Annotated in this window: 16 protein-coding genes; 4 read left to right on the plus strand and 12 right to left on the minus strand. The window is 57.6% G+C overall.

The genetic code is table 11. From position 1 onward, the window contains the following. Positions 1-33 precede the first annotated feature (33 nt). The 6 genes from ACP26L_RS18240 to ACP26L_RS18265 all read right to left on the minus strand — a co-directional run bounded on the left by ACP26L_RS18240 (position 34) and on the right by ACP26L_RS18265 (position 4,684). Entirely contained in the window at positions 34-1,569 is a 1,536-nt protein-coding gene (locus tag ACP26L_RS18240; RefSeq protein WP_426454660.1) for a PH domain-containing protein, read from the minus strand. Then, positions 1,562-2,041: a PH domain-containing protein gene (locus tag ACP26L_RS18245; protein WP_426454662.1), complete on the minus strand. Its 480-nt coding sequence runs from the start codon at positions 2,039-2,041 to the stop codon at positions 1,562-1,564. The genes ACP26L_RS18240 and ACP26L_RS18245 overlap by 8 nt, the downstream gene beginning before the upstream one ends. A gap of 337 nt (positions 2,042-2,378) precedes the next feature. After that, positions 2,379-2,654 carry a hypothetical protein gene (locus tag ACP26L_RS18250; RefSeq protein ID WP_426454664.1) on the minus strand — a complete coding sequence of 92 codons (276 nt, stop codon included), beginning with the start codon at positions 2,652-2,654 and terminating at the stop codon, positions 2,379-2,381. A 52-nt stretch (positions 2,655-2,706) separates the two neighbouring features. Next, positions 2,707-2,916, minus strand: coding sequence for a hypothetical protein (locus tag ACP26L_RS18255; RefSeq protein ID WP_426454666.1), 210 nt, complete (start codon positions 2,914-2,916; stop codon positions 2,707-2,709). A gap of 216 nt (positions 2,917-3,132) precedes the next feature. Beyond that, the gene (locus tag ACP26L_RS18260) at positions 3,133-3,609 is read right to left on the minus strand and encodes a heme-degrading domain-containing protein (RefSeq protein WP_426454667.1); all 477 of its coding nucleotides are present in this window, start codon (positions 3,607-3,609) and stop codon (positions 3,133-3,135) included. Between the two features lie 31 nt (positions 3,610-3,640). Continuing rightward, positions 3,641-4,684 carry an oxidoreductase gene (locus tag ACP26L_RS18265; protein ID WP_426454669.1) on the minus strand — a complete coding sequence of 348 codons (1,044 nt, stop codon included), beginning with the start codon at positions 4,682-4,684 and terminating at the stop codon, positions 3,641-3,643. 239 nt (positions 4,685-4,923) lie between these two features. On the opposite strand from ACP26L_RS18265, the gene ACP26L_RS18270 reads away from it, so the two are divergent. Then, complete coding sequence (locus ACP26L_RS18270) at positions 4,924-5,688, plus strand: DeoR/GlpR family DNA-binding transcription regulator (protein ID WP_426454670.1); 765 nt, start codon at positions 4,924-4,926, stop codon at positions 5,686-5,688. Between the two features lie 414 nt (positions 5,689-6,102). Here ACP26L_RS18270 and ACP26L_RS18275 read toward each other — a convergent pair whose 3' ends face one another. The 6 genes from ACP26L_RS18275 to ACP26L_RS18300 form a co-directional block, all read right to left on the minus strand. After that, positions 6,103-6,885: a fibronectin type III domain-containing protein gene (locus ACP26L_RS18275; protein WP_426454672.1), complete on the minus strand. Its 783-nt coding sequence runs from the start codon at positions 6,883-6,885 to the stop codon at positions 6,103-6,105. 152 nt (positions 6,886-7,037) lie between these two features. Next, a complete protein-coding gene (locus tag ACP26L_RS18280; RefSeq protein ID WP_426454673.1) occupies positions 7,038-9,509 on the minus strand; it encodes a carbohydrate-binding protein in 2,472 nt (823 codons plus the stop codon). Positions 9,510-9,744: 235 nt separating this feature from the next. Next, entirely contained in the window at positions 9,745-10,020 is a 276-nt protein-coding gene (locus ACP26L_RS18285; protein ID WP_426454675.1) for a hypothetical protein, read from the minus strand. A gap of 77 nt (positions 10,021-10,097) precedes the next feature. Next, the gene (locus ACP26L_RS18290; RefSeq protein WP_426454677.1) at positions 10,098-11,786 is read right to left on the minus strand and encodes an ABC transporter substrate-binding protein; all 1,689 of its coding nucleotides are present in this window, start codon (positions 11,784-11,786) and stop codon (positions 10,098-10,100) included. Between the two features lie 166 nt (positions 11,787-11,952). Next, positions 11,953-13,608 carry a response regulator transcription factor gene (locus ACP26L_RS18295; RefSeq protein WP_426454678.1) on the minus strand — a complete coding sequence of 552 codons (1,656 nt, stop codon included), beginning with the start codon at positions 13,606-13,608 and terminating at the stop codon, positions 11,953-11,955. Beyond that, positions 13,583-15,730, minus strand: coding sequence for a sensor histidine kinase (locus tag ACP26L_RS18300; RefSeq protein WP_426454680.1), 2,148 nt, complete (start codon positions 15,728-15,730; stop codon positions 13,583-13,585). Before ACP26L_RS18300 ends, ACP26L_RS18295 begins: the two co-directional genes overlap by 26 nt. 326 nt (positions 15,731-16,056) lie before the next feature. Here ACP26L_RS18300 and ACP26L_RS18305 point away from each other — a divergent pair, with 326 nt between their 5' ends. From ACP26L_RS18305 to ACP26L_RS18315, 3 genes are read left to right on the plus strand one after another with little or no spacing between them, the layout of a single operon-like run. Then, a complete protein-coding gene (locus ACP26L_RS18305) occupies positions 16,057-16,914 on the plus strand; it encodes an ABC transporter permease (RefSeq protein WP_426454994.1) in 858 nt (285 codons plus the stop codon). A gap of 59 nt (positions 16,915-16,973) precedes the next feature. Then, complete coding sequence (locus ACP26L_RS18310; RefSeq protein ID WP_426454682.1) at positions 16,974-17,846, plus strand: carbohydrate ABC transporter permease; 873 nt, start codon at positions 16,974-16,976, stop codon at positions 17,844-17,846. Positions 17,847-17,896: 50 nt separating this feature from the next. Next, entirely contained in the window at positions 17,897-19,402 is a 1,506-nt protein-coding gene (locus ACP26L_RS18315; protein ID WP_426454683.1) for a glycoside hydrolase family 30 protein, read from the plus strand. Positions 19,403-19,850 lie beyond the last annotated feature (448 nt).

Raw genomic sequence — 19,850 nt, forward strand, 5'->3', positions numbered from 1 at the left:
CTCACTATGTTTAATCTGTTCGAACTCCTCCCTCTACCGCGAGCGCTGAATAAATCCTGTTCCACTGCGGCTGAACCAGCGCCAAGCGGTCTGCACGTCCCCCTCATCCAGGTAGTGCACCTCGAAGGAGCTCCCCCCAAGTCCTCCCATGATGTTCACCCTCAGAGACAGCAGCTTCCTCTTCCGCTGTGCAAGGCTGCCGCTCGCTGTCACCGTAAGGATCTGAGGCCGTAGTACATAGCATGTTTCTCGCGACAGTAAGCGTCTGCGCAGCGTCAGTTCTCCTCCTGATAAGTGCATTCCCGCGTCCTTATAGCAATGCAGCGACCAGAACCACGTTAGCGGATATAGTATTAGAGCCCACAGGCCCGGCAAATGAAAGTACAAGATCGCCACGGCACACATCAATGTGACAACGAGCATTTTGAAGCGAAGGTAATAAAGGAAGGCCTGCCGCGGGGCTCTTGCGGTCACCGGCTTCACGGTGAACTGAGGAACCACCTCACTGAGCAGCGCAGGAATGTCCTTCGTTCGCACCCAGGGGTGAAGCACCAGCTTTTCCTGCTTGCATGATGCAATGACACGCAGCTCAATCTCAGCGTATCCGAGCAGCTGGCGCAGCAACCCTTCTTTTACAATAACAGCCTGCACACGCCTCGGAGAGAACACGGTCTTCCTGCGTTCGAGGAGGCCGTGAGCAACCACGAGCTGCTCCCCGTCCCGGCTAACGGTGAATTCCCCGAACCTTAGAATGAACAGCACTGAGGAGAGCAGCCAGGCAAACAGCAGCAGAACACTCGATGCCGTTAGAATGGCGAATCCCCCATGAAGATGGGCCGCTGACTCCTTGAAGAGCCGTTCATAGATGTTGTCCTCCAGGAAGTCGTTCAGCAACGAGTATACCCCGCCGGTGAAGGCTACAACCATCCCGATATTCATGGAGGAGAAGGCGGCCTTGGCCACCTCACTCGACGATAATTTCAGCAGCGGGGCTGTTTGCGGCAGACTATGTTCCGGCGCAGATATCCCTTCTGCACCTGCTTCTCTGCCCAGGTCTTTTTCTGCCAGAGCGGTCCCTGCAACATCTGCACCATAGGTCCCTATCATACCTGTTCCCTGGGCTGCATGCTGTCGCTGACGAAGCCACTGCTGCAGGAACTGGGCCTCCTCCAAGGACACGGCTGGCAGTAGCCCATCCGATTTTGGCCCCCCACCCGGTGTCTCGATCCGAACCTGCACCACGCCGAGAAGACGCTGGAGCAACGGCTGCTCCATGCTGACCGAGTGGATCCGGCCGAAATAAAGGTTCTTCTCATCTTTCAGTAGTACACCGCGCCGGATGACCAGACGGTCATCTTCAAGCATATAAACGAACCGTTTCCAGCTGAGTACCCCCCAACCAATAAGCAGAATTAGCAGCAAAGCGGCTAATATTCCCCATCCATACAGATCCTCCAGAACTTGACCCCTTCGCAAATATAGAATCACAATGATGGGAATGAGCCCCTTAATCCATTCATAGAACGTGAAGAGCAGGAATACGGGATGCAGCTGCTTCTCGTTATTCATCTGGTTCCACCACCCTGGCCAGCCTGCTGATCTGCTGCTTGATCCGCTCTGCATCCTCCCGTTTCAATCCGCTAATCTTATGCGTTGTAGCAGCTGTTACGATCTTGACCTCCGCAAGGTCGTATTTGCGCATCAGTGGACCGCTTCCCATCTCTACATGCTGCACGCGTATCATTGGAACCAGAACAGAACTGATGAACAGAGCTCCTGATTGAAGCTCAAGTTCCTCCTCTCGAATGTCAAAGGAGAACCAGCGGACCTCTGCTTTCGGCACAAAACATACGAAGAGAACGAAGCTTAGGGCAAACAGGCCGAGGGCGATCCATCCGGGGAGGAAACTCCAGCCAAACAAGTAAGCGAGTAGACAATACAAAATGGACAGTGTGATGAGTACAGAGTTCACAATAATGGCAGAGATCCGGGAAACCTTCACCGAGTCGGGATGCAGCCTTTGAGGCAGATGGGATATCAAAAGACCATCACTCCTTGCTAATTTTACCAGTTAATTCCTATACGCCTCCCCACTTCAAAAGGTTTCATTCTTGCCCTAGTAATGCTGCAGTGAGGGCTGCGAAATGGCTTAAACTGGAAATGAATCAAAATTAGAAGGTGGTGGTAATGGAGCCCTCCTCGTGAACTTCGCGGTTGTCGCGCTCGTAATCACCCTCGTGCTGAAACCGGAAATAAATACTGAGCCCTCACCTTCAGCAATGCTCTGTTCCCTGCTCACGGCGGACAGCCCTTCTTACCCGGGAGACGCCAAACAGGCCGCCGGTTAGACCGGCAGCCTCGGTGAAAGCATCGTCCCCTCAGGGGTAACGGTACAGTTCGAAATCATCTACCGTCGCCCAGTTCCCGGCTTTGGCATCAGAGAAGACGCCGATCTCGAGACGTCCTCCCCTTACTTTGATTCCATCGATCACGTAGGGGGTCCAGCTCCCGCCGGATGCTCCCTTCATGTCCTTCACGAGCTCCGGTCCGCCGTACGGCTTCACTTCCAGACGGAAGGTATTCTGCCCGCCGCCCGTGCGGGCCCACACCTGGACCTTATATCGCCCATCCGATGCATATGTATAAAAATCCATCTTTTGTGCAAATGTCTGCAGTCTTTTAATACACCACACCATTTATTGTGTATCAATTATTAATGCATTTTAAAAAGTTGATAAATCTTCTTGCTTCAGAGTTAGAATGAACGCGATCTTTATAAGTAAATTGATATCTACCAATGAGAAGTTCATCCGGTTCATTTATCATTTCCATAAAAAAACTAATATCAGGATTATTCTTTTCATTGAATTCTATTTCTTTATCATTAGCGGGTTCAATCCTATTAATTTTATCCATAAAAAGTCCTCCTTTACCGCTTTCAGATGTTTTTCTTACTTGACCGAAATAGGGGATTGGTCCTTTAGGCGGCGAAGAACGTTTGGTATCGTAAGCGACGTGGTCGGTCAGAACCTACTCTTCATGCGCCACCGGTCAGATCCAATCGAAGCGGGTTACCCAGTCTGCGCCCTCTCGTGCTGCGGACATCCCCACTCCATCGGTGTATGCTTTCAATTACAGCTCCATATTCAAAAACCGCCGAAGCATGCTGACCACGAACTCATGATCTTCCCTTTGCGGCAAGCCGGAGACGGTAACCGTGCCTACGACGCCGGAATTGCGGACAATAATTGGAAATGCGCCGCCGTGGGTGGCATACTGTGCCGGATCTAGACCGGATTTTTGCAGAATATCGGTATTGTGCAGCTTATAATACGTCCCCATATAAAATGAACTGTGCAGAAAATGACGTACAACGCGGTTCTTACGCTGGACCCATTCCTCGTTGTCCTTCGAGGTGCCAGGCAAAGCATGGTGAAAAAGGCGCTGCTCGACCTTGCTAATGTCGATGATAATCGGTAAGCCTCTACGATAAGCTTCGTCCGTCATCGCCGTGCCTAATTCATAAGCCGTGCGATTGTTAAAATGCTCGAACTGAATGTTCTCTTCTTCAAGCTTCAATTCATCCAGCAAACTTGAAAGCTCGTTCAATGTCTGACCTCCTATTCTTCAGCAGCATCCATTACCTGAAAGGTACTGTTCTTTTCTCTGCATTACTTTGTATCGCTAACTCGATGACCTTCATCGTATCCATGGCATCCTCAGCCTGAACCGGTACAGGCGCATGATCCGTAATGGCAGCAAACATGCCCTGATAGAACCGCTCATAGCCGCCTTGCAGCGTCTTCACCTTCTCCGTTTGAATCGACCCATAGGATGCTAACGTCAACTCACCGTACCATTCCTCTCTGTCCGCGCCCCAGCCTGGCTGACCTGGCAAGCCGCCTTGACGAAGCATATCCTCCTGCGAATCCAGTCCGTATTTGATAAAGCTGCCTTGGCTGCCATGCACTTGAAACCTCGGACTGTGCTGGGTAACGAGCGAGCCGCTATGTAGAATAACCCGCATCTTGTCGTAATTGAGCACGAGATGAAAATAATCGTCGACCTTGGAGCCTGCCCGCTGCGGGAACACATCGGCATATACGCTGATCGGCTTTCCGAACAGATGCAGCGCTTGGTCAATCAAGTGCGCGCCCAAATCATACAGCATGCCGGAGCCCGGACCTTCCTGCTCTCTCCATCTGTCCGTTACTTGCGGACGGTAGCGGTCAAAATGCGCCTCATAGTGAGCAATCTCCCCCATAACACCGGATTCTATCGTTTGCTTCAAAGTAAGAAAGTCGTTGTCCCACCTCCGATTTTGATAGACACTGAGCAGCTTTTTGTGCCGGCTTGCCGTCTCAATCAGATCGCGTGCCTCCTCCGAGTGGATGACGAAGGGCTTCTCTACCACAACATGCTTGCCTGCTTGCAGCGCTTGCTTCGCATACGGATAATGCGTTTGATTCGGCGACGTGATAACGACAAGATCAATGGCCTCATCCAGTAGCAGGTCGTCGATCGTACCGACCACCTCGGTGTCCGGCAGCTGCTGTTTTACCTTTTGCGGATTACCGGAGACTACCTTCACGATCTCCATTCCATCTACAGCTTGAATAATTGGAGCGTGAAAAACCTGTCCCGATAATCCAAAACCGACGATCCCCACTTTAACCTTGTTCATAGCGTTCTCTCCTTCTCCTATTTATCTAACGCATTTGCAACCCTAGTATAAGTGATGATTTGCAACTTTTCAATACATGGATAGTTAATTTACTTACTAGAACAAGTTTATAACTTATTACTTGCACTAATATGCATAAAAAAATAAGCATAAACCGCGCGTTTTTCGGATTACACTTGTATTCAAATCAGTCGAATGCGTATAATGAGGAATAGAATGCAGATAAGGTGGGCAAGAGGATGAATCAAGAGGAACGTATCAAGTCGATCGTGGACTATTTGAAAATAAATCAAAAAATAAGCATGGAAGAGATTTGCGCATTATACGAGGTTTCTTATGATACAGCCAGGCGCGACATGGTCAAAATGGAAACGGACGGCCTCATCGTCCGCGTGCGTGGCGGCGCGATCTTGCCTTCCATGACTAAGCACATTAGCAGCTATAAGGAACGACTGACTGATTCCGGAAACAAACGTTCCATAGCTGTCGCAGCAGCGTCACTCATCCAAGACGGCGATTATTTGATGCTGGATACCGGAACGACCACACAGTATATAGCGGAGTTCATGACCACTACGGATAATGTAGTTGTCACTAATTCCATCGACATCGCAGCCGTACTCTGTGACAAGTCGCAGACAACAACCCATCTGCTCGGCGGTGTCGTCAACACCTGGCACCGCTACGCCTTTGGCCCTCGTACGATTGAGATGCTGAGTGAAATCAGGGTGGATAAGCTGTTCCTGGGCACATGCGGCATTACTGCCGAAGGCTTATTCGCCCCAACTGTTGAGGAAGCCTACTTGAAGCGAGAGATGATCAAGCGTGCGAACCAAGTCATTCTGCTAGCAGATTCGTCCAAATTCGAGAAAAATCTCTTTCACCGCGTTTGTCCATTCGATGCGATCGACATGCTTATAACCGATGCCGAACCGAAGGCACCATTTGTCAAAATTTTTAACGAATTTGATATTGAAATGGTAGTTGCGTCAACTTCTCTTTGAAATCTATCATCTGAACAATAATCAGTACACCAATCAAGACTTGAAACGGATATTGAACAAGGAGAGCAATATTGGTTAATAGCGCTTCTATAAGCCCTGGCGTACTTGGATCAGGTGGCCGCATTACATAATAAGCGGTTGTGGTGAAATGGCAGACACGCTATATTGAGGGGGGGGGGAGTCCTCTCAACCGCATATCGAAAGTGCCTTTGCTGAGAGCCCCAGGCAAGATAATATTTACGCCAGTGGTCCGCTTCCCATCTCTACATGCTGCACACGTACCATAGGAACCAGAACTGGGCCCTCACCTGCAGCTATGCTCTGCTCCCTCCTCACGGCGGACAGCCTTCTTACCCGGGAGACGCCAAACAGGCCGCCGGTTAGACCGGCAGCCTCGGTGAAAGCATCATCCACTCAGGGGTAACGGTACAGTTCGAAATCATCTACCGCCGCCCAGTTCCCAGCTTTGGCGTCAGAGAAAACGCCGATCTCGAGACGTCCTCCTCTTACTTCGATTCCATCGATCACGTAGGGGGTCCAGCTCCCGCCGGACGCTCCCTTCATGTCCTTCACGAGCTCCGGTCCGCCGTACGGCTTCACTTCCAGACGGAAGGTATTCTGCCCGCCGCCCGTGCGGGCCCACACCTGGACCTTATATCGGCCATCCGGTACTTCCAAGGTCCGGTAAGTCGACTGCCGGTAATCAGATCCGGCCCAGTGGGTGAGCTTATATGCTCCCCTTGGGCTGTCCGAGTCGATGAACTGGGCGGCCGCCTGTCCCTCGGGGTGCCATTCCTTCCAGCCGCTGAAATCCCCCAGCTCGAAGCCGCCGTTCTCGATCGCTACCTGCACCGGCTTAGCCTGCGGGACGGCAGCTTCCGGAGCACTGTGCACGGACTCGTTGCCGCTCCGGTCCACCGCAGTCACGGTGAAGCTGTACGACCGGCCAGGGGTCAGCCCCTCCAGCGTAAGCTGCGACTCCGTTACGGGATCCACCGACGCCCTGCGGATCCCGTCCACGTAGACGCTGTACTTCAGGAAGTCGCTCTCCAGGCTGGGCATCCAGCGCAGGGTTACCTGCTCGGCTCCGGCCTCAGCCGTCAGTCCTCCGGGAGCCGGAGGGGCCGCTTCGTCGTTCCCCGGTCTGGTGTTCGTCTTGACCGCTTGCGATGCCTGGGATTCCCCGGACGGGTTCACGGCCGTGACCCGGTAATAGTAGCGGGTTTTGCCCCGTAGACCCTGGTCGACATACCAGGTTGTTCCGGACGGAACCGCTCCAATCTCCTGGTAATCGTGAAGCGCAAGCTCCGCACCTCCTCTCTTTGGGTCCCTGCGGTCCGAATCCTCCGTTATGGAACGGTAGATTTTGTATGCGCCGCTCCTTTTGCCCCTTCCCAGCTCAGCCGGATCGACTGCCCTTCCCCAACCACGCTGGCTGTGACCTGCCGCGGAGCCGGTGGGGCACCGTGAGCCGTCGGAGCGGCGGGTGCCGCCGTGGGGACGGGCTTCAGCTCGACGTCGTCGAAGGCCGCCCACTCACTCTTGGCTGCTTCAGAGTGCAGTTCAAGCTCCACTCTGCCGCTTGTGACCAGGAACGGCCCCGTGGTGAGCTGTTTCCAATATGAGATCCCCCCGTTTCCCGCCTCTGCACTCATCTCGGGTCCGCCATAATTCCTGATGGTGAGCCGCGTTTCGATGCCGTCCCCTTTTTTCACCCACACGGAAGCCTGGTAAGTGCCGTTCGGAACCTCGATGGTACGGGACGTTCCCTGCATGTAAGGCCCGGCGGACCAGTGGATCAGTTTGTATTCGCCGCTGTGCGCATCCCCGGACTCGACCTTCTGCGCCGACGCCTGGCCCTCAGGCGACCAGCCCTGCCATGGACCCGGAGCGCCATCCTCGAAGCTCCCATTCCGGGCCGCATAATTGTGGAGCTCCTTGGCGGAGGTGAAGCCGAACTGAAACCAGTTCAGGTTCACCGGGCTCTTGAACACGAGGAACAGCTTATGCGTTCCCGGAGGGATTTCGACAGGGATGCGTTTCGTGGCCCACATCTGGTCTCCTCCGGTCGCCCCGGTATCGAGCTCACCGACATAGGCTCCGTTCGGGCTGCCGAGCCGCAGCTCGATCCGGACATCCTGCGCGGATGCATACCGGATGTCCGCACTGGCCGTGCCGCTGACCACTTCCACATCCTTAAAGGCGATATAACCGCCGGCCCCGCTGTCCGAGCCAACCAAGCCGCCGCCTGCCGTGTCCCGTGCGATGCCGGCCCTGACGCCGCGAAGCTCGGCGGCTTCCTCCGCTTCCACGCGGCTGTACGGATTGATACCATCCGTACCGGCTCCGGTCCGACCGTTCCACTTGAAGGTTGCCGCCGCTTTGGCCGGAAGCTTGTATGTATAGCTGGCATTCCCCCATCTCACCTGGAATTCCCGCTCCTCGCCGGCGCCGTTCAAGACGATCAGCGCCTTGGAACCGTCGGGGTTGCGGAAGGCTGCGGTCTCGAGGCTGCCGGGACCGAACGTGTTCGAGGCGATGCGAACTGCGCCCGGCTGAACGAACTTGGAGGCATGGCCGAAGGCATAATATTCTTCATTGAGCGTCACGCTGCCGTCGGATGTAACGGTGACCACCCCTCTGCACGTGGAGCAGCCTCCGTTGAGCGGGCCGTTGTTCTCGTCGAGCGCCAGATTCCACTTGAGGACCGTCTTCGCCCAATACCGCGTGGAGCGGATGAGCAGGTTCGAGAGGTCCCAGTTGACATTGTCGCCGAAGACAGGGTACTCCGTCACTCCCGAGCTCTCCGTAAAGTAAATCCCCTTGTCCGGATGCTCGTCGTGCACCTGGGCCTGGTTCTCTACCGCTCCTCCGTAGCTGTGGAACGCCGATCCGGCGATATACGGCTTCGCCTCTTCATCGTTCAGCACCTCGATCGGATACTCGGGATGATCCCAGTTATGGTCCCAGACGATGATCTCCGTCTTGATGCCCGCTTCCCGGAAAGCGGGACCGAGGTGGTTCTTCACGAACTCCGCCTGATCCTCCGGCTCCATCGTCATCCCGGGATAGCCGCTGGGCTCATACTGCGGCTCATTCTGCAGCGTCACCGCGTGGATCGGCACGCCTTCGGCCGCATAAGCCCGGATGAACTTCACGAAGTACTGGGCGTAGGCGCCATAGTATTCGGTCAGGAGCTTGCCCTTCTGCAGCCGGCCGGTGGATTTCATCCAGGCCGGAGCGCTCCATGGCGTTCCCATCACCTTTAGCTGCGGGTTGATCTTCAGCGCCTGCTTCAGCACCGGCAGGATGTAGGCCCGGTCATGCTCAATGGAGAAGTGCTCCAGATCGGGGTCAACCTGCCCCTCAGGCATGTCATCATACGTATAATCGTTGAGAGCAAAATCACTCGCTCCCATGGGCAGCCGCAGGTAGCTGAGGCCGAGCCCCTGAACCGGGTCAAACAGCTGACGCATCAACTCCGTGCGCTTCTTCTCATCGAGATGATGGTAGATAACATAGGCGGAGGAATCGGTCAGCGACGCTCCGTAGCCGTCCATCGTCTGGTACGTCCTGGACTCGTCGACATGGATCGTATACGGGTGAGGGTTGCGGTCAGGCCTGAAGCTCACCCCGGCTTCTTGGGACAATCGCTTGGCCCCGTCCCAGGTGGTCATGTACACTTCCACCGGCTGGCCGGTGTTGCGTTCGGCTGTGGCGGATGCGGAGACAGGCTTCACGGCTGCCGCGGCTGACGACGACCAGCCGACGGCGGTAGCAAGCGCGATAACTAACCAGGTTCGGACTGCATAGGTTGGCATAGGGTTCTCCTTTTCTGTAGCTGGACTTGTAGATCGATTCCCCCTTATCCTACCGAGATGAAAGCGATTCATCTATAACAATGTGGCGGATGGCATGACACTTTGTTATGTATTTCTTGTGAGGCGGCACGGAAAACAAGATAAACGGCTTCGCCGTCCTTTATAGGACGATGCGCGTTTATAAGAAATACAAGATTACGGGATCGAGCTCTGGCGAGATATAAATTCCAGTATTTTAAAAAAGACCTTGAACCAAGCTGGGCTTGGCCAAGGTCGTCAAAATGCCCGATGCGTCAAATGGGCATGGTTTCTCCTCGATAATCGATAAAACAAACCGTCCCGGAGCCGGAACCGTCCTGCATTCGATACGATCCGAAATGCCGGGGGCCGATGCCTCCGGATCCCCAGGCGCCTGCTCTCCGCCCATATCCGTCCGGATCCAGCCGGGATGAACCGCATAGACGGCAATGTCTCTTGCTTGCAGATGCCGGTGCAGCGGCTGCGAGAACATATTTAGCGCCTCCTTCGACGGGGAGTACGCGTACGGGTAGTTCCTTCACCGCGACCATCCATTCCTCGCAGCCCTCCTTACTTCCCGCTCACGGACCGGTACCACTCATTGACCTCCTTCGTGATCTGGTCACCGCCGTTCTTCTTCCACTTCTCGACGAAGGCGTCGAAGGCCGCTTCGGATTCCTTGCCGTAGATGATTTTGTTGAACGTCTCGAGCTCCGATTGCATGAGCAGGTCCCACTTCTCCCGCATCGTCTCCGTTGGCGCCCCATTAAAGTAGTTCGGCTTGCGGATGTCCTTCTGGTCCAGCACCACCTTGGCCGCGTGCCAGTTCTCGGGCTTGCGCGTCTGCTTCGTCAGCTTCTCGTACGGCGTTACGGCTTCCTTGCCCTCCGCCAGCTTCACGAGCGTATCAAAGTATAAGGATGGAATCCGGGCCGGGTTGCGCGAGATACCCGTAAGGAAGTTGAAATTCGTTGTCGCCTTCGGCAGCTTGCTCTTGTCGTTGGTCGGCTGGCCGTCAAGGATGTCCCAGTCGTAGCCCTTGGCAAAGCCGTGCTCAAACTCGCCCCCCGACTGAGGGTTCGCATAATGATCGAGGAGGTAGTTGTAGTACAGCCAGAAGGCTTCCGGGTGCTTGAAGTCCTTGTTGATCAGAATGACGCCGTTCGAGCCCGCGTCATCGCCGAGCGTGCCGATCGTCCCGTCCGGTCCCGCCGGGATCGGGTACGCTTTCCACTCCGCCTGCGGCGCGTTCTTCAACACATCCGGGAACGGCCAGTCCGGCATCCAGTTCGGCCCGACGACGACACCTGACTTGCCCGCGATGATGAGCTCGGACGCCTTCACCTCCTCCATCATGCCGGCGTCCCTGGAGATGTAGCCTTTGCCCATCCACTCGCTCAGCTTGCCCAGCGCTTTCTTTGCACCCGGATGGACGGAGCCGTACTCCAGGGTGCCGTCGCTCTTCTTGTTCCACTGCTCGTGTACGCTGCCGTAAGCCCCGAACAGCCAGTCGACGGTCGCCATCCAGCCGTGTCCGCCGTTCTTCAGAGCGATGACCAGCGGCGTAACCTCGCCCGCCGGAATGCCATCCGGGTTCTCGTTCTTGAACTTGTCCATCACCGCTTCGAGGTCCACCAGAGTCTTCGGCGCGGGCAGATTCAGCTTCTTCATCCAGTCTTCCCGCAGCCACAGTACCGGCTCATTATTGCGCTGGTACTCGAGCAGCGGGATGCCGTACTTCTTGCCGTCCTTCATGAACGGGTACCAGAACTCGGGGTGCTGCTCCGCGTGGTCCTTGTAGATCCTCCCCGCGTACTGGTTGTAAAGCTCCTCCACCTCGATGAATTGGCCGGAATCGATGAGCTGGCCGACCATGACCGGATCGTTGTAGTAATTGATGATGTCCGGCAGCTTCTCCCCCGAGGCGAGCATGAGCTGCAGCTTCTGCTTCAGCTGGTCGCCGCTCGCCGGCTGGATCGAATAGTTGATCTTCATCCCGAACTTCTCGAGCGCCCAACGCGTGTGAGGGTTGTTCTGGAGCGTATCCCCGTCAAAAAACTTCTGCTCATCCGCATTCGCAATCGCAGTAACCTCTATCGGCGGGTCGAACTTGCCCAGCGGCTTCACTTCTCCCTGCGGTGCGGCTGCCTGCGTGTTCTCCGGCGCTTCGCCCTGGCTGCTGCAGCCGGCGAGCAGCGAAGTCACGCCGATGGCGGCCGCAAGGCCTGTTCTAAGGGCGGTTAGATAGTTGGATTTCATCGGATGCTGGTCCCCTTTCATTCCTGTACGTGTCTGTGTCACATCCTCATCCTACCAGCGGGCGGAAGCCCCCAGCTATAGCAATGTAAAGAGAGGCATAGCACTTTATTATGCGTTTGTATGGCGTTCCCGCACCCGAATTTACGCTCGCAGACTCCGTCTCAAACTAGTGTACGCCGGTCGCGGTCTCCTCCGCGCTCCAGGCTTTGCGGTGCGCATCCCGGTATTCCTGGGGGGTGAGGCCGAAGCGCTTTTTGAACACCTTGATAAAATAATGCGCATTGGGGTACCCTAGCTCCGCTCCGATCTCATAGATCTTCTTGTCCGTACGGAGCAGCAGGTAATCCGAGCGCTCCATGCGGATACGGTAGATGTAGTCGGAAATTCCCTCGCCGGTCTCCAGCTTGTAGATCTTCGACAGGTGGGTCGGGTGGACATGCACATGATCCGAAATCTCCCGCAGCGACACACCCTGTCCGAGATGCGAATCGATATAATCCTGCACCTGCCGAATCACCGAGGTGCGGGAGGCCCGGATTTCCTGTGACGACTCGTCCCGCAGCGACCGGAGCACGGCCAGCGACCATTCCTGCAGACGGGCGATGGTGCGGAATACCTGCCCTTCGGCGAGCTCCCGGAAGCGCCCACCGATAATCTCCTGCAGCTGGCGGCCGTTCTTGTGCGCGATATGCGTGTAGGCTCCCGCAATGTGGTATCCGGCTTCGAGCAGGTGCTCGAGCGACGTGCTCCACCGCTCCGACAGCTCGCCGAGGGAGGCGGCCAGCTTCTCCTCCGCCGTCTCCCAGCGGCCCGCTTCGAGCAGCTGCAGCAGGGTCGGCGGGCTGTAGAGTCCAGCCAGCACACCGGCCGGGCTGCCGGTGCGCTCCCCGGCCATGGCGAGGATGCCCTGCTCGGCGCCCACCCGCTGGCGGAAGGCGAACAGCGCCTGCTCGTACATCGCCGGCAGCTCCACCGGGAAGCGCCCCACGCCGCTCATCAGGATCGAAACGTCCCCGCGCAGGTACAGCTTCACTTTCTGCTGGATGCGCAGCGCGGTCTGCTCGAGCTGCGGCATGAAGCCGCGCGCTTCTTCCCCGCCGACCGCCGGACGCACGAGTACGACCAGATAGTCATGCTCCTCGCGGCACGGCCACAGCTCGAAGCCCGGCTGGAGCAGCTCCCCGGCGATGTTTGTCACGGCATATTCCATGAGCTCCAGCTCTCCGCGCTCCAGGGAGGCGAAGGCGCCTTCCATGCGGATCAGCAGCAGGGCGCAAGCATCGCCGTGCCGGAAGCCGAGACGGTATGCCTCCGCCTTCGCCGCCCACGTTCCTTCCGGCAGCATGCGGCCCGCGAGAAACTGAAGCAGCAGCCTGCTGCGGATGTGCGGCAGGTTCTCCCGCAGGGCATAGAGCGTCCGCTCCCGGGAGACCACCGCCTCCCATTCCTCGCGGAGCTCCTCAGCCGCCTTCCGGACCGCGGCCATGAGCTCCTCCGTCCGCACCGGCTTCAGCAGGTAGTCGAACGCCTGCAGCTTCATCGCCTGCTGGGCATACTCGAATTCCGCGTAGCCGGAGAGCACGATGCATTTGATGCCCTGCCGTTCCGCCTGAATCCTTCCGATGAGCTCAATGCCCGTCATCCCTGGCATGACCAGATCCGTGATCACAATATCGATCGTATGCAGGTCGATCTTCTCCAGTGCTTCCGCACCCGAGTAAGCTTTGTGCACCGTGCTGATGCCAAGCTCATGCCAGGGCTTCGTCTCCGCCATGTTGTCTACCCAATGGGCCTCGTCATCTACCAGAAGCAGCTGCAGCATGGTCTGTTCTTCCTCTCTCTATGGATTGTTTCGTTTCTACTGTCACTTTTCTGTCATTTCTTCTGTTATTTTCTTCTGACTGTTCTTCTGGCCCCACTTCACGCTGCGGCTCGGACCACTGCAGGGTCACGCGAAGCCCGCCAAGCTCGGAGGACTCAAGCCGGAGCCCCGCTTCCGCATTCCAGTGGTAGCCCGCCCGCTGGTGCACGTTCCACAGGCCGAAGCCCAGGCTCCCGCCCATCTCCTGCCCCAGCACATGCTGCAGCGCCTCCCGCGCTTCGTCCGTCAGTCCGGCACCGTCGTCCTCCACCGATATCCAGCGGGAAGTGCCGTCCGCGCCTCCCGTCACCCGGATCAGTCCGGAGTCCAGCGACTTCGAGATGCCGTGCAGGATCGCATTCTCCACCAGCGGCTGGAGGAGCAGGCGCGGAATCTTGGTGCTTCGAAGCTCCCGCGGCACCTGGATCTCATATTCGATGCGCGGCGTACGCAGCCGCTGAATCTCCAGATAGTTCCCGATCAGCCGAAGCTCTTCATCCACGGTTGCGGTCATTTTCTCCAGCCGGGTCGTATACCGGTAATAATCGCTGAGGTTGTGGGCCATGGTGACGACCGCTTCCCCGCGCTTCATCTCTGCCATATTGATGATGAACCCGAGGCAGTTGTACAGAAAATGGGGGTTGATCTGCGACTGAAGCTGCTTTAGCCCCGCCTCCCGGACCCGCAGCTGCTGCTTGTAGACGTTGTCTATAAGCTCCTCGATCTGGCTTGACATCTCATTGAACTTATCGAAGAGATACGTGAATTCATAGCTGCCTATGGGAGCCAGCCGCACGCCGTAATTACCACGCTTCACATTCTGCACGCTGTGAATGAGCCGTTTGATCGGCACCTGTACATTCCGGTACAAGAGCATGGAAGCGACCAGCGAGAGCACCGCAAGCAGTCCGATCGACGTGTAGAACAGCCGGCGCGACAATGTGATCGGGGCGAGCACCTGCTTCAAAGGCACGTAGTCGACGAGATACCAGCCCAGCGCCGGCGACTCCAGCACTGTCACGAGATAATCCTCCCTGCCGATGCGCAGCGTCTGGGTCAAACGGCTCCCAAGCGGCATCCCGCGCAGCCCGGCCAGCATCTCGTCCATCAAGGCCCGGTTGGCCGTCGAGTTGGCGATGAGGCCCTCCCCCTCACGGAAAAAGAACGGATCGCCCTGTCCCTGCTTCTTGAACTCGTCAAGCATCCGCCGGATGTTGCCCTCCGGGATGCTCGCTTCGATGATCACGTTGGCGAGCGCCGGGCTCTTCCGGTATTCGCTGAGATCGTGCGTGTAGTAATAAAAGGCGGGCTCGCCCTTGCCGCCGCTGGAGGAAGCCGGATTCGCGGGGCGGCCGGCCGTGTTCCCTGGCAGCGTCCAGCCGCCGGTCTCCGGCGCGAGGCCGGCGGCGGACGTCGCGACCGCGCGATCAGCCGGAGCGGAGTCTACGGCGGTCGTCACTACCGCTCGCTCGGCCGGTGGGGAGTCTGCAGCGGTGGTCGCACCCGCACGGTCAGCCGGCGCAGCGTCCGCAGCAGTGCTCACTACCGCTCGCTCGGCCGCCGCTGTGACGGCTGCGGGAGCTCCGGCATACGGCCCGCCGGCGCTCTGACCCTCCAGTGCAGCGCCCGCCGGCCTGTATTCCCAGCGGCCCGTATGCGCCCGGTCGATCCGCTTCCGGTCATATCCCACACCGGAGACGTTCGATACCGCCTGCCGGTTGTCCGTCGTGAAGACGGAATAATTCGTCACCCACTCGCGCTGCAGATTCTGAAGGTTGAGCTTGTCCAGGATGGCCTGCTTCGTCTCCATGAGATCATAGGGCGAATCGATCATCGCAATCCCCTTGAACCGCTTCACTGTCGGGTCCTGGAGCATCGTCAGCGAGAAGAACATCGTCTGTTCGACGCGGGACTCGAGCTGTTCGAGCAGCAGGCTGAGCTGCCCGGCGCTGGCACCCTTGAGCTCCCGCGTCACGACCTCCGTGCTCACGTGGCTGGAATACGTATAGAGCCCGAGCACCGGCAGGGCCAGGAGCAGAATGAGCAGATTGATTTTGGTAAAAAAACTGAACCGGACTCCCAAGCGATCCCTCTCCCTTTGCTGTTGTCATTGGTGTGTATGATACCGCTTACCTTCGCCTCCCCATCATACCACCTCCGCCTCCCTGGCGGGCCCCCCGAGCCAAAATGCCTAACAGATTGCTATCCTCCTCGCCATCGTTTTATATCCGCGGCCGCCTCCCCTCTCTAGAATGAGAAATGCAGCAACCATCGAACCCGAACGAGGTGACGACCGTGTCTACACTACCCACCCATCCCGCCGGCACGCCGGCTGCGGAACCTGCGGCGGCCGCCCCAACGTCTGCCCGCAAGAGGCGCAGGGGCAGCGGAGGCCTCACCCTCCACCTGATGCTGCTGCCGGCCGTTCTGCTTGTCTTCATTTTCAACTACATTCCCATGGCTGGCATCCTGATCGCCTTCCAGGATTTCAAGCCTGCCAAGGGCCTCTTCGGCTCCGACTGGGTCGGGCTGAAGCACTTCAGGTTCATGTTCGGGTACGATACGTTCCTGAATGTCACGCGCAATACTTTGATCTTTGCGGTTTCGAAGATTGTGCTGAACCTCGTCGTGCCCTTCCTGTTCGCCCTGCTCCTGAACGAGGTGAGGCGCAGCGCCTACAAGCGGGGTATCCAGACACTCGTATATCTCCCGCACTTTCTGTCCTGGGTGACCTTGGCGGGCATTCTCATCGATATGCTGAGCGACAAGGGGATCGTTAACAAGGGGCTCGGCACCTGCCTCGGCATCAATCCGATCCTGTTCCTCGGGGACGGCAGCTGGTTCCGCTTCACCGTGATTGTCAGCGATGTGTGGAAGGACTTCGGCTTCGGCGCCATCATCTTCCTGGCCGCCTTGACCGGCATCAACCCGTCGCTATACGAAGCGGCCGAAGTCGACGGCGCCTCACGCTGGAAGCAGACGCTGCACATCACGCTTCCCTCGCTGATCCCCATCACCGTCGTGGTCACCACGCTGGCTATGGGCGGTGTATTCAATGCAAACTTCGATCAGATTTTTAACCTGTACAATCCGCTCGTCTATGAGCAGGGAGACATTATCGACACGTTCGTCTACCGGCAGGGGCTGCTCACCGGCAAGTTCTCCTTCGGCACCGCCGTCGGCCTGTTCAAGTCCGTCGTCTCGCTTGTGCTTATCATTCTCTCGTACCGGCTCGCTTACAAGCTGGCGAACTACCGGATCTTCTAAGCCCGACAGCTTCAAACTACGGCGAAGCCGTTACGCAACCACCCAAAGGAGGCTCCCCCATGTACTACAAAACGCGCGGTTACCGGCTCTTCAGCCTCTTCAACCACGTGCTGCTCGGGCTGCTCGCCCTGCTCTGCATTCTGCCGATGCTCCACCTGCTCGCCGTCTCACTGAGCTCCGCCGCCAAGGCGGGGGCGGGCCTCGTGACATTTTGGCCGCAGGAGTTCACGCTCTATGCTTATCAGAAGTCGGTCATGAACGCCCAGTTCGCCTCGTCGCTGTGGGTGTCGGTTCAGCGGACCGTGCTCGGCACCGCCTTCTCGATGTTCGTGATGCTGCTCGCCGCCTATTCGCTGTCGAAGGACTCGCGTGCACTAAAGGGCCGCTCCGTGTATCTGTGGTACTTCGTGTTCACGATGCTGTTTAACGGCGGCCTTATCCCGAACTACATCCTGGTCTCGAAGCTCGGCCTGATGGATACGCTCTGGGCCCTTATCCTGCCTGGCGCCGTGTCGGTCTACAACGTCATCCTGCTTCTGAACTTCTTCCGCACCGTGCCCGCCGAATTGGAAGAATCCGCTCTGATGGACGGTGCGGGACACTTCCGTACATTCTGGTCAATCTTCCTCCCGATCTCGCTGCCCGCCATCGCCACCATCTCGCTGTTTACGATGGTCGGCCACTGGAACGCTTACTTTGACGGGCTGATCTACATCAAGGACAAGGTCAACTACCCGCTCGCCTCTTACCTGCAGACGATTATCGTGCAGCAGGATTTCCGGACGCTCGGCGTGGAGGATTTCCAGAACTTCTCGCAGCGGACGCTGAAGGCCGCCCAGATCTTCGTCGGGGCCCTGCCGATCATGCTCGTGTATCCGTTCCTGCAGCGGTTCTTTGTCAAGGGAATGGTGCTTGGGGCTGTGAAAGAATAGCCGGTATATCCGGGTAATAGTTACTTATAGCTAAAGGAGAGAAGAGGACAATGAAACCACCGGTACGCATCTGGACATCGAAAGTAAACGCGGACAATACGGGGATGGAATACGGGCTTCGCGAGGAGCCCCCCCTTCCGTGGGAAGAAGCTGGAGGAGAGGCATCGGTTCATGCTGCGAAAAATGAAGCCGTCCGCGGTCAGCAGGCAGAGTCCGCCGCATCGGCCGAGGGGAGCATTAGCGCGGGCGCCGAGAGGAGCGTGCCGGTCTGCCGGATCGCGGTCGATCCTGCGCAGCGCTTCCAGGTGATGGACGGCGCCGGGGCTTCCTTCACGGAAGCGAGCGCCTACCTGCTCATGGAGCGGCTGACACCCGAGGCACGCCGCGAAGTGATCCTTCGGCTGTTCGACAAGGAGCAGGGCATCGGCCTGTCCCTGCTGCGCCAGCCGATCGGCTCGTGCGACTTCGTCCTCGGGCCTTACAGCTACGCGGATGAGCCTCAGCCGGCCGACCTGCCCGGCTTCTCCATTGAGCATGACCGGCGGTGGGTGCTGCCGGTGCTGCAGGAGTCGCTGGCCGTGCATCCCGGCCGGATCCGCGTCACCTGCGCCACCTGGAGCCCGCCCGCGTGGATGAAGGCGAACGGCTCCGAGCTCGGCCTGAAGGACGGCATCCGCGGGACGCTGCTCCCCGAGCACTACGATGCTTACGCCGCGTACATCTCGAAGTTCATCCTGGCGTACCGGGATGAAGGTATTCCGGTATATGCGACCTCGATACAGAACGAGCCGCTGCACGACTCGAACGGCTGGCCAGGGATGTATTTTACCGGTCCGGAGGAAGCGCAGTTCATCAAGTCGAGCCTGGTGCCCGCCTTCCGCAGGTATGGGATTGATGCACAGATTCACTGCTTCGATCATAACTGGGATCTCGGCGCAGACTACGTGCAGGCGGTCTACGACGATTCGGAGGTCTCTCCGCACGTCGCGGGTTCGGCCTGGCACTGGTACGGCGGCACGGAATCGGTCATGAGCGAGATTCACGAGCGCTACCCGGACAAGGGGATCTGGTTCACCGAGGGCTCGGGCGGCGAGTGGAACCCGGTCAAGCACTGGCGCGACGGCTTCCTCGAGGAGATGAAGCAGGTGATCCGCCTGCCGCGCCACTGGTGCCGCTCCGTCATCTGGTGGAACGTCGCGCTCGATGAACACAACGGGCCGGACTACTACTACGTCCAGCACCTGAACCGCCGCTCCACCTGCCGCGGGCTGATCACCGTCCACCAGGAAACCGGCGAAGTCACCTACAATGCCGACTACTACACCCTCGGCCATATCTCCAAGTTCGTCGACACCGGGGCCGTGCGCATTGCATCCGATACCTGCGAGGACGACCTGGAGAGCGCCGCCTTCGAGAACCCGGACGGATCCCGCGTGCTAATCGTGTCCAACCGTACGGACACGGTCAAACGGCTTCGGGTCACCTGCGATGGGCAGGCGGTCGAGTACGCGCTGGACGGCGAAGCCGCAGCGACGCTGGTGTGGCAGGCGGAGTGAGGCTGCGGCTGCACTCGAGGATAAACTTGTCGGCTCACGATATGAGGTTGCGGTGGCTATTGGAGTGGGCGCCCCCGACCCTCCCACATAGACAGGGCTGCCTCATCGGCAGCCTGCTTCTATTTTTTCTGCATCGCCTACCAATGTAGGTTTTTTAAAAAAGCTCTAGAAAAAAATCAAACCTCCTGATCCAGGAGGTTTTGTGAGGCGCTATGTATGACCACCTTGCGGAAGGGTGGCCACGTTGCAAAGAAAGGCTGTCGTATGCCATCTCCATTATACGATATCTAAACGGGCAGCATCAATTATATTAAAATCAAATGAGGGCAGCTTCCCGGTATTTCCCCCTACCTCGCCAGTAGCGGGTCGTTAGAACCCGCACATTGGCCGTCTAGGAGCTTTCCATTGACTTCATTAAGGATAACCCATTCAAGCACCTTAATATACG

Origin of the sequence: Paenibacillus sp. S-38 (genome assembly GCF_049942825.1) — a bacterium.
Lineage (GTDB): Bacteria > Bacillota > Bacilli > Paenibacillales > NBRC-103111 > Paenibacillus_G.